This is a genomic window from Microcystis sp. CS-574, from assembly GCF_028329095.1.
Classification (GTDB): Bacteria; Cyanobacteriota; Cyanobacteriia; order Cyanobacteriales; family Microcystaceae; genus Microcystis; species Microcystis ichthyoblabe_A.
In genome coordinates this window covers 1-14,219 of sequence record NZ_JAQMSY010000159.1, presented here as the reverse complement: position 1 = coordinate 14,219, position 14,219 = coordinate 1, and the positions used below count along the sequence as shown (strand labels likewise).

The window sequence follows — 14,219 nt, the reverse complement described above, 5'->3', positions numbered from 1 at the left end:
TTCTCGGCTGGTGAGAGAGAGTCTATCTTTCTCTAAAAAAATGGAGAATCACCTTGGGGAACCCTTTGGTATTTTATCCATGACTACAATGCACAGCAAAGCAAAGGATTAAGCCGCCATCACTACTACCGAATCACCACCCCTTTTTTCAGTACCCAGGCAAAATCAATGACACATCTTGCTAATCCTTTTGCCGCTCTCAACCCTAGGTAGGTAATTATGCCAGTTAAGAAAGCGGCACGCTTAACCTTTCCCTAACCTATAAATTGCTATATATTTTAATTGTGTGAGGAGTGAGAAGAAAGCAAAGTCCTTGGGGTCGAAACACGGCAAGACTCCCAAGGGCTTTTCCATGTCTAGGGAACAATTGTCAGTCATGAACCAGCCTCAAGAGCGAGAACCCTTTGCCAGTTTAGTTTTATATCATCTCTTTAAATGGTCGATCGTTAGCCCAACCCTACACGGCTATTTTCGCGGTCGCGTTTACGGAGTGGAAAATGTCCCCCGTCGTCATCCTCTGATTATCGTCTGCAATCACGCCAGTTACTTCGATCCACCCCTATTATCCTGTGCCGTGCGTCGTCCCGTAGCTTATATGGCTAAAGAAGAATTATTTACCATCCCGATTTTAAAACAGGCGATCGCTCTTTACGGGGCCTATCCCGTCAAACGCAGCAGTGGTGATCGCGGAGCCATTCGGGCGGCGATGGGAGCATTAGCAGCGGGCTGGGCAGTGGGAGTGTTTCTGGAGGGAACCCGCACCGAGGACGGATTGATCCATCAACCAAAACTAGGCGCGGCGATGATTGCCGCTAAAGCGGGAGTTCCCCTGCTACCCGTCAGTTTGTGGGGGACAGAAAAGATTTTTCCAAAAGGTTCTTCTTTTCCCCATAGTATCCCCTTAACTATTCGCATCGGCGAAGTGCTGCCGCCACCGATTTCTAGCAAAAGAGAAGCTTTACAGGCAGTTACCGAGCGCTGTGCCGAAATTATTAACGGATTACACGCTCTCGGACGCTAAATCTTTGCCTTTTGCATGAGTAGAAAACGGGTTTCTCGGAGAAACCCGTTTTCTGTGCGTTACTCAACGGATTTAGTCTTAGATTTCTTTCCCCGACACTTTCAAGTCGGGAATCTAGGCTAAAATTGGCATAACTCGACCATCGCCTCGATCATGTTCTTTTTTGTCCTCGGCTTCAATCTAGGCTTAACTTTATTTAATTGCTTTCTAGTCTGGAAATTGTGGCAATTGCGGCGAATTTTAGGGCGAGTGACCAAAATTTTAAACCGGGTGGAACGACGTTTACACCACATTTTTTACCCCGCCCCGGAATATATTGTCATCGCCGGGGCGAAAACCTATTATCTCCGACAAAACTATCAACGCATCTGCGGACAGATACAGATACTGCAATCCCTATTCTTGACCTTCTCCCTGATTATCCGTTACTGGCAGCGTCAATCCCGTCAACGCCGTCGCCTGTGGTCGCTAAAATTGAGCAAAATCTCTAGCAACTAAGCAGCTGATAGCGATCGCCAGCCAAAGTAATACACAAGTACGAGTTAAATTCAAAGCCTGTTCGACGGTTTTGACGGTAATCGGGTTGAGGTTATCGCCCAATAAAGGTTTTTCCACAATCTGGCCTCGATATTGATTTTTTCCCCCCAATTGCACCCCCAAAATCGCCCCATAGACGCATTCACTCCAACCAGAATTAGGACTAGGATCCCGACGGGCATCGCGCCAACAAATGCTTAAAACCCGCCCCGGCCGGCCCGAAATTAGGGCGAGAGTTAAGACCGTTAAACGACAGGGTAGCCATGTCAAAACGTCCTCGCTTTTGGCACTAAACCAACCAATATGGGTGTAGGGTGGCCGACGATAGCCAATCATCGAATCGAGGGTACTAGCGGCTTTATAAGCGCAAGCGAGGGGTACTGGTCCCACCCCCAGAAAGGCACCGAGAAGGGCATAAAAAAGCGGCGCGGTAACTCCATCCACACCATTTTCACTGACGGTTTCTAATAGGGCGCGAAGGATTTCTTCCTGGCCGAGATTATCTGTGTCGCGACCAACGTATAAACTTAGTTGGCAACGAGCTAAGGTGATATTTTCCGCTTGTAAAGGTGCGATGACGGTTTCGGCAGCCCTGCGTAAACTTCTACCGGCTAAACAACTGGCCAAGAGAATCATTTGTACTAGGCAACTCAGCAGCAAATTGACCTGACCTAACCATTGGATTCCTAGCCAAGTTAAGACCCCGGCCAAGATAATTAAACCCAGTCCCAGAATTATGCCCCCTAAACGTTGGCAAATTTTTTCCTGCGTCCAATTAAGAATAACTTTTGTGGCCACGGCAATAATCGCCCCCATCACCTGCACCGGATGAATCCATCCCCAAGGATCGCCCACCAGATAATCTAAAACTGCCCCTAATACTAAAATGATCGCCGTTGCCGTTCCCTTCACAATTACTCCCTTTTCCCATCGATAGCCCGAATTTTCTCAATATTGTCTTCCCAGTTAGCCCCATCAAAGAACTGGATCTGAAAATCTTCCAAGACATTGCCATCCAAACAGCGCAGGTTTATATCTATAGCGTCAGGATGGGAGCGGGGACGATAGAAAGGATGAATACCACAAACACGACAAAAATAATGTTGGGCTGTGTGGGTATTAAATGTATAGGTACTTAGGAAATCTTCACCGCTTAGGAGGGTAAATTGTGCTGAAGGAACAATCAGATGCAGAAAGCCTTTTTTCTGACAAATCGAACAATTACAGTCTAGAGCTTGATCATGCTCGATCGCCACTTGAAAACGGATCGCTCCACAGTGACAACCTCCCCCATAAATCTTTGCTTGTTTTGTTGCTGTCATAACTTCTAAACTACTAAACAATAAAGCTGGTTTCCTCTCCCCTAGCGGCGATCCAGCTACGCGCATCGTAGTATAAATCGGCTAAGGTAATCTTCCCCAGGGCCTCTTTTAATTTCTCGTGGAGGTGTTTCCAGATAGTAAATGTCACCCAATCTTCTGCCTGTTCGTCCCTGGGATGATAGCCTGATAATGGCTCGATCGTCTCTCCCACTGCCTCCAAAATTTGCCCCAACGAGATCCGATTTGCCGGCCTGGCCAATTGATAACCCCCTTGCGATCCCCGAAAGGAACGAACTAACCCCGCTCGTCGCATTTCTATCAGCAATTTCTCTAGATAAGCAGCCGGGATATCTTGACGCAGGGCGATCGATTTTACCGATACGGGAGTTCCCCTCGGTTGTAAACTAAGATCCAGCAAGGCTTTAACACTATAGTGACCCCTAGTTGTTAGCTTCATTATCCCTCATTTTTACCTCTTTATCTCTATCCTAGCCCCTGCTCTCATTGATGACAGAAAGGCTAACCTCCCTTACCCCGGCATCTCGATCAACATTGATAAATTCTGTTAAGATTTTGATCGAGAGATAGAGTCTAATCAATTACAATCAATTTCCCCAAGCAAGTGACAATTTTTAGTTTATACCGTGTAAGATAAGTGTAGAGATCAATCGTAACCCGATTGTTTCTGGTCAGGGGGAGCAATTCTCCTCGACTAGCCTTGATGACCCTAACCTTTACTTATCTACTGCAAACTTAAATGAACACAACTACTAATCCAGAACCCCTGACTGGCCTCGAACTAATTGAGAAAGTTAAACAGCTAGGCAACCTCAGCAAAGAGGAAAAAGCCCGGGAATGCGGCTACTATACCATGACAAAAAATGGTATTGAACGCGTTAATATGATGAAATTTCTCAATGCTTTAATCGATGCTGAGGGAATTGACTTAGATAGCAGTGCCAATGGTCATGGACGAGGTGGGCGCTCGGCCAGCTACCGGATCAGTGTCCAATCAAATAATAATCTCCTGATCGGTTCGGCCTACACCAAAAAAATGGGACTCAAACCGGGAGATGAATTTGAAATTACTTTGGGGAGAAAACATATTCATCTCAAGCAAGTTGGTGCCAGCGACGACGACGAATAGCCATAATTAAGGAGAGAGCCGTTTCACTCTCTCCTTGCTATGAGATAGGGGCTGCTGAAAAATTCGCTCCAGAAATCATGCTATTGAATGCCACTGATTTGTCGCCCAATTGATAAGTTTTACTTGGGCAAAACAACTTTAAACATAATTTTTATTAAAGAGAAGGACTATCTTAGTTCATTTGTTCGCAAAAAAAGCCAGAAAGACAAAAAAAGCCCAAAAAAACTGCCGAAGCAGTTGGGAAAGATTGACAACCAAAAAGATAATAGCAAGGACAGTTCCTGAAGTTTCAGGTAGTTTTGTCATGACCAGATTGAAACTAAAATCTTTTCTTAGCTTGTCCGGACTTTCTGAGAGCATCTCAGATGTGCAGAAATAACGACAATCAACAATGATCAGTCATCCTTAAATTAGTACGAATGTATGAACAACCGCATCTAAGCATCCCACTGCAAAAGCTAATCTGCGGCGGGATTGAGGAAAAAATCGCCATTAAGCGCGAATTTTAGAAGATAGTTTCCTTGGAAAAATCCCCACTGGGTAGATTGACAAAAATCAGATGCACCCCTAGGTAGGGTTTGCTGAATAAATCTAAAAACCTTGTTGGGTAAGACTTTTAGACTTTTTTCCCCTCAAAAAGTGCCAGCACTTGGAGTGATCGGGGGGAAAATCCCTGGACTTTTTCCCTGAAAATTAGGTAGTTGACCACCTGAAAATCGGTAAAACCCTACACCCCACACCCCACACCCCACACCCTGCCCCCACGAAAAACTTTTTGCCGCAAACCCTAGGTAAAGGCTATAATTCACTCGATCCCGAACGTCACCGAAACCACTGCGGTAATATCTTTGTCGATCGAGGAAGTGTCGTAAATTCCCGAATCGCTCACGTCAGTGGAATTGCGCGAGGTGATCTGAAAAACTCCCGTTTTCGCATCGCGCACCCTTCCCACCCGACTGCCGGTACTACTAGCGATCGCCTCAGCCCTCGCTCTCGCATCTTTGGTCGCCGCCGCCACCATTTCCACCCGCAGCTTATCCAGTTGGGTGTAAAGATATTGGGGAGGTTCAGAGACGAGGTTAATTCCCTCCTCAATCAATTCCGTTACCTGCCTAGAAAGTTCCGTGTAACGGGCCACATCGCTCGCCCGGATCTCGAAGCGTTGGGTGAGACGATAGGCAAGAATTTGCCCGGTTTCCTGGCCGTTAACTGTTACTTCGGGAATCGCCATCGTCTCGATCGCGTTGGTGGTGATTGCGTCTTCGGGAACTTGTTTTTCTTTGAGATAAGCTCGTATCCGCTGGGTTTGCCGGATCAGATCGCGGTAGGCATCTTGGGCGGTAGGTTGTTGACTGGAAACCGATAAACGCCAGAGAAGATAATCGGATGTAATCGCCCTTTTGGCCGAACCAGTGACGACAAAAACATCGCTCGCCCGTTTCACCGCCAAGAACGAGCGTGCCGCTATCCACGAACTCAAGACGAGAGCGATCGATAGCACCGATAAACCCGCGAACACCTGTGGGAAACGTCGAAATATAGAACTGTCTTTCATCATCCCCATCCTAGAAATCCGACGTTTCTATCCTATGCTAGTAGCGAGTGCCTTGAAATTATTATTTACAAAAATCAATGGAGGTCGCAATCTGACGGGATGCTTTCCCTTCCCCAAAAACTCCCTAGCGCTGACGGCGACAACGCCCGATAAGTTCAGCTTGACCATGGAATGGGCTTTATCCCCCTCTGTTTAACCCGAACTGTGGTTAAATAAATACTTCGCCGAAAAAGGTTTCAGCGAAGTACCACAATAGTCAGTGACCAGTTATCAGTTATCAGTACCTTTAGTATAACACCTTTGATCCAAAAATCATAACTTTGTGCAAAAAAAGGCCACAAATAAATACTTCGCCGAAAAAGGTTTCAGCGAAGTACCACAATAGTCAGTGACCAGTTATCAGTTATCAGTACCTTTACTATAACACCCTTTTTCGATCACTGCAAGACTTTTTGCAAATTTTAGGCCAAGAATTTTGGACCTAAACCGACTTTCGGCGCGTACACCGCCCGATCGCCCAATTCCTCTTCGATGCGTAATAAGCGATTATACTTAGCCACCCGTTCACTGCGACTGAGAGAACCGGTTTTAATCTGTCCGGCATTAGTGGCCACCGCTAGATCTGCGATCGTGGTGTCTTCCGTTTCTCCAGAGCGATGACTAATTACAGAACGATAACCGTGACGGGTGGCCAGGGCGATCGTTTGTAGGGTTTCCGTCAAAGAACCGATCTGATTGAGTTTAATCAGGATCGAGTTAGCAATACCCAGATCGATCGCTTTTTGCAGACGGATGGGATTAGTCACCATCAAATCATCGCCCACCAACTGAATCCGCGCCCCCAGTTTATCGGTCAATAATTTCCAGTTATCCCAATCTTCCTCGTGTAAACCGTCTTCAATAGAAATAATCGGATAGCGATCGACTAAACTAGCCAAAAAATCCACCATTTCGGCGGGAGAATGGGCCGAACCATCGTAGATGTATTGACCATCCTTATAGAATTCACTGGCGGCCACATCCATAGCTAAAGCCACCTCCGACCCCGGTTTATAACCAGCACGTTCGATCGATTCGATCAAAATATCCAAAGCTTCCTGATTTGAAGCCAAATTAGGAGCATAACCGCCCTCATCGCCCACACCGGTCAGTAATTTGCGTTCGTGCAAGGCCTTACCCAAAGCGGCGAATACTTCCGCTCCCCAACGCAAACCTTCCTTAAAAGAATCGGCCCCGATGGGGAAGATCATAAACTCCTGAAAATCGACGTTATTATCGGCGTGAGAACCACCATTGATCACGTTCATCATCGGGACGGGTAGCACATTGGCCATCGGGCCACCGAGATAACGATAGAGAGGCAATCCCAGATCCGCCGCCGCCGCTTTGGCCGTAGCTAGAGAGACGGCTAGGATAGCATTAGCCCCTAATTCTCGTTTATTGGCTGTGCCATCGCGATGGATCATAGCTAAATCGATACTAGCTTGGTCGAAAGCATTCATCCCCTCCAAAACCGGGACAATTTTTTCGTGGACATTGCGAACCGCTTTCAGGACTCCCTTACCACCGTAACGCTGGGGATCATCATCGCGCAATTCGTGGGCTTCAAAACTGCCCGTAGAAGCACCACTGGGAACCTGGGCCAAACCGAGCGCCCCCGATTCTAACAGCACTTCCGCTTCGATCGTGGGACGGCCGCGGGAATCTAGAATCTCCCTAGCTGCGATCGCTTCGATGGGAACTTCGATTTTATCTAACATAACTTATCGTCTCCAACTCAATTTACGCGGTAATTTCGGCTGATTACTAATTGCCTAAAGGGAAATCCACGTTGACAATCTGCTTTTGATCATCAAAAACGAGGATTAAAGTATCCGTCAGTTTTTCAAATTGAATCGTCACCAAAACCAAATCCACGCCGTCCGTATCCGAACCTTTTCTGACCTGAGTTCCCACAACCCGACGCACGGGGCCGGTAAGCTTAAGTAAATTTTCCCAAGCGCCTTGCACTCTGCTGGGGAAAACCTCAGCTTTCAGGAAAGGGTGTAAAAAACCTCGGGCCAGGCCGTAGTCTTTATTGACCAAAGCCTTGACAAAAGCATCGCCAATCTCAGAAATACTACGAAATTCGGGAAAATCGGCGGCAATTACCTGACCTGACTGGTTAAAGGTAACTATCACATCGTCGGTAACTTTCTCAAATTCAACGGTGACAATCACCAGATTGGCATTGATAGCATCGAGTAGCCTGCTTTTGACAATGCGCTTAAACGGTCCAGTATGGTCAGTTACTTGACTTTCCCAGACCTTTTGCAGTTTTTCGGCAGTCCAGAGGGGTTTTAGTTGGGGTGACAAAGCTGCGATCACCTTGTCGTATTGTTTAGTTCCCAACCATTCCACTATCTGCCGAGCTTGCTTTTCTTCCCGAACGGGATCACCAAGAGCGATCGCAGTCGGTTCTAGGTTCGCCTGTACTGGTGAAGCGCTGAACGGAGTCCAAGGCAGGGAAAAACCAATTAAACACAAAGAGAGAATCGATACCCGTTTCGCTAATGAAAGCCGCATCATTTCAGCTATTGCTCCGCAAATAAATAACGTTTTTCCACTTGACGATTGAATTGATGCCATTGTTCATTAGTTAAAGCATTCAAGATCGCTCGATCGGGCAATATCTCTCCTCTTGTTATACTGATTTAACGATTAAAACTACCGCCGAACGCGCTTGCACCCGATAATTTTCCGATTCAATAGCGGCGGCGGCATCTAAATCACAGGCTGCCTCGGACAATTGCCCAGCAGTATCAATGACGCGATGCCATTTTTCCCCTTGTCCCAAGGGTGGTAACTGGAAGTTGAGAGATTCCCAGTAAGCGTTGAGCATAATGTGTAAATACTCGTTTGCCTTAGGATGACGCAGGGAAAAAGCTAAACTGCGGGAATCTTCCGACCAATCGGGTTTACTCAACTGTACACCATGCCAACTGAGATGGGGTTCAAGACTGGTATAGGTGACTTCTAGCAATTTTTCTTGACGGAAAAGAGCTAATTTTTTATTAAAATCGATCAGTCTCCTTACGAAACACCAAAGATCGAACTCTTGCTCTACCGCACTCCAATCGAACCAACTTAACTGGTTATCCTGACAATAGGCGTTATTATTGCCCTTTTGGGTGCGTCGCACTTCGTCCCCCATCAACAGCATAGGTGTTCCTTGAGAAATGAACAGGATCGTTAAGAGATTTTTTATTTGTTGCAGTCGCAGGGTTTTAATCGCCTCGTTATTGGTTTCCCCTTCTATCCCACAATTCCAGCTAAAATTATCGTTGCAACCGTCCCGATTCTCCTCGCCGTTAGCCTCGTTGTGTTTCTCGTCGTAGGACACTAGATCGTTAAGGGTAAAGCCGTCGTGACAGGTAACAAAATTTATACTTCTCTTGACATTGTTGTCAGGTCTGTGGTATATGTCGGGGCTTCCTAAAATCCGCGCCGCTAATTTGCTGACTATGCCGGTATCTCCCCGGACAAAAGCGCGCACATCATCGCGAAAAGGACCATTCCACTCGGAAAACCAATCGGCAAATTCGACAAATTGACCGACACTATACAATCCTGCCGCATCCCAAGCTTCGGCGATTAATTTTGTCCCAGCTAAGACCGGATCCGATTCGATCGCCCAGATCATGTTATAACCTTTTTGCAGGATCGGTTCCCCGTCCACATTGCGCGATAATACGGCCGCTAGGTCAAAGCGAAAACCATCGACGTGCATTTCTGACACCCAATAGCGCAAACAATCGAGAATCATTTTGCCAACAATCGGATGACTGCCCTTGAGGGTGTTACCACAGCCGGTATAGTTGCTATAGAGGCTTTTATCTACCGCATCGAGGATATAGTAGGTGCGATTATCGATACCTTTCAAGGAAAGAGTCGGCCCGGTTTCGTCCCCCTCGGCGGTATGATTGAAAACCACATCGAGAATCACTTCGATCCCCGCTTTGTGTAAAGCTTTCACCAGATCTCGAAATTCATTCAAAGGACCCAGGGGTGAGCGATCGCTACTGTAACCGGCATGGGGCGCAAAAAAGCCGATCGTGCTATAACCCCAATAGTTAGTTAACCCCGGCATGGCCGAAGCGGGATCAAAGTAATGAATCGGCAACAATTCCACGGCAGTAATGCCTAGGTTTTTCAAATAGGGTATTTTTTCGATTAATCCCGCAAAAGTACCTCTTTTTTCCTCGCTAACGCCGGAATTCGGGTTACGAGTAAAGCCACCGACGTGCATTTCGTAGATAAAACTGGCAGAGTAGGGAGTGCGTAACGGTTTGTCATCTTCCCAATCATAGCAGCCCGGATCGACCACCAGACCCCGCAAAGCTCGATGACAATTATCGCCTTTTTCGCTGGCCGCTTGTCGATCATAAATTTCTGCACCGACAATCGCTTTCGCATAGGGATCGAGAACTACTTTATCAGGATCGAAGCGATGACCCTGGGCTGCATTATCTGGACCATAGACTCGATAAGCATACACTTGACTGGCTCCAATCCCGTGAACGAAAATATGCCAATAGAAAAAAGTGCGATTTTCTTGGGGATTGAGACGAATAATTTGACTAGGTTGCGGGGAATTGGCATCATCAAATAATAATAATTCGATCGCAGTGGCATACTTAGAAAATAGTGAGAAGTTGACACCATCGGCCAAGACAGTCGCACCGACGGGATGGCTTTTACCGTGATCGGTTTCTAAGGTCATTGTCAAGAGATAAGAAGTGATTAGGAGTAGTATAAGATTATTCGGCGTTGTTGAATTGGCGTACCATTATTCAGCAGACCCTAAGTAGGTAGGTGTTAAAAACCATCAGCGCCCCCTTATTAAGGGTAGTAGGGTTGATTCATGAATCAACCCTAGGATCAAGGGGGTATCAGCGCCCCCCTTATTAAGGGGATATCAAAGGCGAAATCTATCTTCAATTTAATTGAAACGACTATCATAAAAGACTATGATCGTGTTTGTTGCGAAGTTGCTGAAGGGTTTTGCGATCGCTGTCTAGATCGACTTCATCGTAATGTAAATCGGCATCGTGGTTTTTCAAAAAAGCATCCACCACCCAACGAGAAGATAGACCTAAAATACTTCCGACCTCAGAACTGGTGATTTTTTCCGCTCGGTAGGCCTGCACCACCAAAGCCTCTAAAATTTCACGGGTAAGATTATTGTAGTTGTAATGTTGAAGCAATTCATCGGGAATATCGATAGTAATTTTCATGATTTAGCTTCCTTTTTTTTGGGGTTTACTGATAATGTTTATAGAACTTAGGTTGAGTTAAAGCATGAAACCCAACGCCTATTCTACACCTTCTCAACAGGATTTAGTATAACTTTTAGATATGGATAAAGCTGGTATTCCTATTACTTCGCTTCAAATAATTTACAAATCTCTTTAATAGAAATATAGATACCGAGAACAGCACCTAGCAAAAGAGGGATTTGACTATCCGAACCAAGGCATTTCTGAAAATTTTCATCGGTTAACACTTTATAGACGACCTTAACTAGGGTAAATGCAGTCCACAAAGTTAACCCAGAAACAAAAAGAATTTCTAGATAAGATTTATTGTTTCCCCGTCTTGGCTGTTTTTTTGTAACCAGTGCCACGCTTGCGGTAATAACCAAGGTTCCGATTAACAAAAGAAAGTTTTCAATGTTAACAATCTTCATCAAAAATTTATGCTGATTTTGCTTTCCTAAAGGTAATATACCATCCGCAGCCGGCCGCTAATATCGCACCAATAACCGCACCGTAAACTCCCGCAATCGATCCCCCTAAAGCTGCACCTCCCACCGTTACCACCATCAGGCGATCGGCTTTATCCCAAAATCGAGGGGAATCAGCACCCTCGTGATCAAGGGGGGATCGGGCTAATTTTTGGGCAGTTTTTACCCAATCTTGGCTAGGAATAACATCATTAATAAATAGGGACTCGAAATCTAAACTATCGGGAAAAATGACGCTTAAACTTTTGGTGCGTTCTTGGTTAGCATAGGCTGCGTCTAACTCTTCGATCGCTTTTTTATAAGCTTTTTCTAGGGGGGGAAAATCCTTGACAAGTTGCCGCAATTGTGTTGCTGCCTGGGGTTGTTCTTCCGTTAATAATCGTTCAATTTCTTTGAGCGATCGCTGTAGATATTCTGGCAAAGGTTCAGTCTGCTGTGCGAGGGCGATTAGCAGCGCTTCAAGATCGATAATTGTTTTGGGAATTTCCATAAGTTAGTCCTGTCCAGTCAGGGTATAGGCTGCCCAATGGTAAGGATCACTATATTCTGTTAGTTGATCTAGCCCTATTGTACTGCCTTCCTTTAAAATATTCGCCGCCCTCACCTCCAGTCGATCGACCCCTTCCCTTAGGTCGGGAAGTTGTCCAAGTTGCTCGATCCAGTTAGCTAGTTGCTGCCAAGTGATATTTTTTAACCAATTTTGTGTATTTTTCAGAGCTAGGGCCGGGGATTCACCCGCTAATAATCTTTGATAAAAGTTAATCATAAACCAAGCGCTAGAAATCTCCTTCACCGGCCAGAGGGTACTGACCACATTAGTCGCACCGGCTGCCAAGAAAGCACTGACGAGGCCGACGTATTCGGTGGTAATGCCATCCTTACCGGTGAGAGCGGTTTCACAGGCAGCCAGACAGACGAGACGGTAACTAGAGAGGTTGAGCTTGTTGATATCCCGGACGGTCAATAAACCATCGCTAAGGGCGATCGCAGAGGCTTGGGGGCGAAAAGAGTCATAATAGCCATGACCGGTGAAATGAAAGGTTTTATGGGCATTTTCGAGGGCGTTGCGGACGTTTTCGCGTGAGGCCTTTTCCGGGCTGATTCTCTGGCTCGGTTGCAGGATATGGCTAATAATCGCTGATTCCAGTTGGGCGAAATCCATGGGTTTTTGTTCCGTTTTGGGGTCTTCGACGCTGAGGAGGGGAGAATAGGAGAAATCGCCGGACTGGGGACGCAAACCGACCTGAGCAGAGGGGAGATAGGTGGCGGTGTATTTTTCGGGGAAGAGGGTATGTAGGGGGAAGCGGTGCAGATCCCGGTGGGGGATGAGAATCAGGGAATCAACGGAAACCGGCAAAGGTTCGAGAATTTTATCGATCTGTAAAATCCGCTTTAATTGGGCAAAACGGCTGTTAAGTGACAATCTCCAGGGGTGATTTTGTTTATTCTCCGTTTCTTTTTTACTGGCATAGTCAAGGTATTGTTTATCCCATTCACTTAACCAAGTCCGAAACTGTCGCGCTGGTTGACGGCGTTGTTCTGGCTCGACAATGACGGGATCAGCCTCTGCGGTGATAATAAAGGTGGTGAGATTGTCCTCGCTGAGATACCAGTAAATAATCGCCTTATTCAGACCTGTCAGGCTTTGGATGGTGGCATAATCGGGACTGGTGGGGTTTTCTTGCCAACTATCGAGAATCCAAGTCAAACAACGATTTTTATAAAATTCTGCCTGTTCAATTGCGTCTAGGGGATGATTTTCCTCGATCAGTAAATCGATTTCTAGGTGACTAAAACTGCTGAATTTTGCCTCAAAAGCCGGTTTATCCCGTTTCTGGGCGCGTAGTCGGGTGAAAAGGTGGCGCCCCTGTTGTTGATAGAATCGCGCTTCAGGGATTTCCTGTAGGGAAAGATGAGCGCGGATCAATCCTTGCAGAATTTTTAAATGATCTTCGGGGAAGTCTTTTTCGCTGAGAATCGGTAAAGCGATTTGATAATGTCGGATTGCTTCGCGCCAATAGGGACTAGCTTTCTCTTTATACTGGGAATGTTCCAGATAAGCTTCCCCTAGATAGCGATAAATTTGCCCCCACGGAGGCGATCCTTGAATGAGGTGGGGAAGTGCCTCCCGGAGGGCGAAAATATGGGGTTCTCGGTCATTAAGGGCTACTATCGGTTTACGATAAATGAGAGCTTCTAGACTAGGAGTAGAAACGCGATTTTTACTCAGAGAACAAACGGACCACCCTCGGCCGTACCAAGCTTCATGGTCATCGGGTTTAATTTCTAAAGCTCGATCAAAGGATGCGATCGCTTCTTCAAATCTGCCTAAATTACCTAACGCAACCCATCGGTTGTACCAAGCTTCATGATAATCGGGTTTAATTTCTAAAGCTTGATCGTAAGAGGCGATCGCTTCTTCTAATCTGCCTAATTTATGCAACGCAATCCCTCGGTTGTACCAAGCTTCATGGAAATCGGGTTTAATTTCTAAAGCTCGATCGTAGGATGCGATCGCTTGTTCAAATCTGCCTAAATCAGCTAACGCATTCCCTCGGTTGTTCCAAGCTTCATGGAAATCGGGTTTAATTTCTAAAGCTCGATCAAAGGATGCGATCGCTTGTTCAAATCTGCCTAAATCAGCTAACGCATTCCCTCGGTTGTTCCAAGCTTCATGGAAATCGGGTTTAATTTCTAAAGCTCGATCGTAGGATGCGATCGCTTGTTCAAATCTGCCTAAATTATATAACGCAATCCCTCGGTTGTTCCAAGCATCAGGGTCATCGGGTTTAATTTCTAAAGCTCGATCGTAGGATGCGATCGCGTCTTCAAATCTGCCTAAATTATATAAC

General features: G+C 46.1%; 14 protein-coding genes and 1 pseudogene. 3 read left to right on the top strand and 12 right to left on the bottom strand.

Annotated features, from left to right (window positions below):
- The first annotated feature begins 352 nt into the window (after positions 1-352).
- Together PN470_RS12570 and PN470_RS12565 are read left to right on the top strand one after the other, a co-directional pair.
- Positions 353-1,021 (top strand): lysophospholipid acyltransferase family protein, encoded by a 669-nt coding sequence (locus PN470_RS12570; protein ID WP_103113387.1) that lies wholly within the window; start codon positions 353-355, stop codon positions 1,019-1,021.
- Positions 1,022-1,270: 249 nt separating this feature from the next.
- Positions 1,271-1,519: a hypothetical protein gene (locus tag PN470_RS12565; protein WP_238142471.1), complete on the top strand. Its 249-nt coding sequence runs from the start codon at positions 1,271-1,273 to the stop codon at positions 1,517-1,519.
- Here PN470_RS12565 and cbiB read toward each other — a convergent pair.
- Genes cbiB through PN470_RS12550 form a run of 3 tightly spaced genes read right to left on the bottom strand, consistent with a single transcriptional unit; the run spans position 1,490 to position 3,337 of the window.
- Entirely contained in the window at positions 1,490-2,470 is a 981-nt protein-coding gene (cbiB, locus tag PN470_RS12560) for an adenosylcobinamide-phosphate synthase CbiB (protein ID WP_193978728.1), read from the bottom strand. The two genes, PN470_RS12565 and cbiB, sit on opposite strands and share 30 nt — an antisense overlap.
- A gap of 2 nt (positions 2,471-2,472) precedes the next feature.
- The gene (locus PN470_RS12555; RefSeq protein WP_103113391.1) at positions 2,473-2,946 is read right to left on the bottom strand and encodes a GFA family protein; all 474 of its coding nucleotides are present in this window, start codon (positions 2,944-2,946) and stop codon (positions 2,473-2,475) included.
- The gene (locus PN470_RS12550; RefSeq protein WP_002738021.1) at positions 2,894-3,337 is read right to left on the bottom strand and encodes an Rrf2 family transcriptional regulator; all 444 of its coding nucleotides are present in this window, start codon (positions 3,335-3,337) and stop codon (positions 2,894-2,896) included. The genes PN470_RS12555 and PN470_RS12550 overlap by 53 nt, the downstream gene beginning before the upstream one ends.
- Before the next feature lie 300 nt (positions 3,338-3,637).
- On the opposite strand from PN470_RS12550, the gene PN470_RS12545 reads away from it, so the two are divergent.
- Positions 3,638-4,027, top strand: a complete 390-nt coding sequence (locus tag PN470_RS12545) for an AbrB family transcriptional regulator (protein ID WP_002737568.1) — start codon at positions 3,638-3,640, stop codon at positions 4,025-4,027.
- Between the two features lie 183 nt (positions 4,028-4,210).
- Here PN470_RS12545 and PN470_RS12540 read toward each other — a convergent pair.
- The 9 genes and pseudogenes from PN470_RS12540 to PN470_RS12500 all read right to left on the bottom strand — a co-directional run.
- Positions 4,211-4,376: pseudogene (locus tag PN470_RS12540) on the bottom strand (transposase); the annotation flags it as partial.
- Between the two features lie 456 nt (positions 4,377-4,832).
- Entirely contained in the window at positions 4,833-5,582 is a 750-nt protein-coding gene (locus tag PN470_RS12535) for an SIMPL domain-containing protein (RefSeq protein ID WP_002754107.1), read from the bottom strand.
- Positions 5,583-6,043: 461 nt separating this feature from the next.
- Entirely contained in the window at positions 6,044-7,342 is a 1,299-nt protein-coding gene (eno, locus tag PN470_RS12530) for a phosphopyruvate hydratase (RefSeq protein WP_002736475.1), read from the bottom strand.
- Between the two features lie 46 nt (positions 7,343-7,388).
- The gene (locus PN470_RS12525) at positions 7,389-8,150 is read right to left on the bottom strand and encodes a DUF3887 domain-containing protein (RefSeq protein WP_271938735.1); all 762 of its coding nucleotides are present in this window, start codon (positions 8,148-8,150) and stop codon (positions 7,389-7,391) included.
- 115 nt (positions 8,151-8,265) lie between these two features.
- Positions 8,266-10,344, bottom strand: a complete 2,079-nt coding sequence (gene glgX / locus PN470_RS12520; RefSeq protein ID WP_271938732.1) for a glycogen debranching protein GlgX — start codon at positions 10,342-10,344, stop codon at positions 8,266-8,268.
- Positions 10,345-10,579: 235 nt separating this feature from the next.
- The gene (locus PN470_RS12515) at positions 10,580-10,858 is read right to left on the bottom strand and encodes a UPF0175 family protein (RefSeq protein ID WP_103113382.1); all 279 of its coding nucleotides are present in this window, start codon (positions 10,856-10,858) and stop codon (positions 10,580-10,582) included.
- Positions 10,859-11,001: 143 nt separating this feature from the next.
- The gene (locus PN470_RS12510; protein ID WP_103113381.1) at positions 11,002-11,310 is read right to left on the bottom strand and encodes a hypothetical protein; all 309 of its coding nucleotides are present in this window, start codon (positions 11,308-11,310) and stop codon (positions 11,002-11,004) included.
- A gap of 7 nt (positions 11,311-11,317) precedes the next feature.
- Positions 11,318-11,857 (bottom strand): hypothetical protein, encoded by a 540-nt coding sequence (locus PN470_RS12505; protein ID WP_272104613.1) that lies wholly within the window; start codon positions 11,855-11,857, stop codon positions 11,318-11,320.
- A 3-nt stretch (positions 11,858-11,860) separates the two neighbouring features.
- Positions 11,861-14,219, bottom strand: a 2,359-nt coding sequence (locus tag PN470_RS12500) for a tetratricopeptide repeat protein (protein WP_272104612.1), incomplete at its 5' end; no start/stop codon positions are given.

What these genes read in the sequence shown, in the direction of transcription:
- PN470_RS12570 (WP_103113387.1), top strand. Translation starts at nt 353, where the DNA reads ATGTCTAGGGAACAATTGTCAGTCATGAACCAGCCTCAAGAGCGAGAA.
- PN470_RS12555 (WP_103113391.1), bottom strand. Translation starts at nt 2,946, where the DNA reads ATGCGCGTAGCTGGATCGCCGCTAGGGGAGAGGAAACCAGCTTTATTG.
- PN470_RS12550 (WP_002738021.1), bottom strand. Translation starts at nt 3,337, where the DNA reads ATGAAGCTAACAACTAGGGGTCACTATAGTGTTAAAGCCTTGCTGGAT.
- PN470_RS12545 (WP_002737568.1), top strand. Translation starts at nt 3,638, where the DNA reads ATGAACACAACTACTAATCCAGAACCCCTGACTGGCCTCGAACTAATT.
- PN470_RS12535 (WP_002754107.1), bottom strand. Translation starts at nt 5,582, where the DNA reads ATGAAAGACAGTTCTATATTTCGACGTTTCCCACAGGTGTTCGCGGGT.
- eno (WP_002736475.1), bottom strand. Translation starts at nt 7,342, where the DNA reads ATGTTAGATAAAATCGAAGTTCCCATCGAAGCGATCGCAGCTAGGGAG.
- PN470_RS12525 (WP_271938735.1), bottom strand. Translation starts at nt 8,150, where the DNA reads ATGATGCGGCTTTCATTAGCGAAACGGGTATCGATTCTCTCTTTGTGT.
- glgX (WP_271938732.1), bottom strand. Translation starts at nt 10,344, where the DNA reads ATGACCTTAGAAACCGATCACGGTAAAAGCCATCCCGTCGGTGCGACT.
- PN470_RS12515 (WP_103113382.1), bottom strand. Translation starts at nt 10,858, where the DNA reads ATGAAAATTACTATCGATATTCCCGATGAATTGCTTCAACATTACAAC.
- PN470_RS12510 (WP_103113381.1), bottom strand. Translation starts at nt 11,310, where the DNA reads ATGAAGATTGTTAACATTGAAAACTTTCTTTTGTTAATCGGAACCTTG.
- PN470_RS12505 (WP_272104613.1), bottom strand. Translation starts at nt 11,857, where the DNA reads ATGGAAATTCCCAAAACAATTATCGATCTTGAAGCGCTGCTAATCGCC.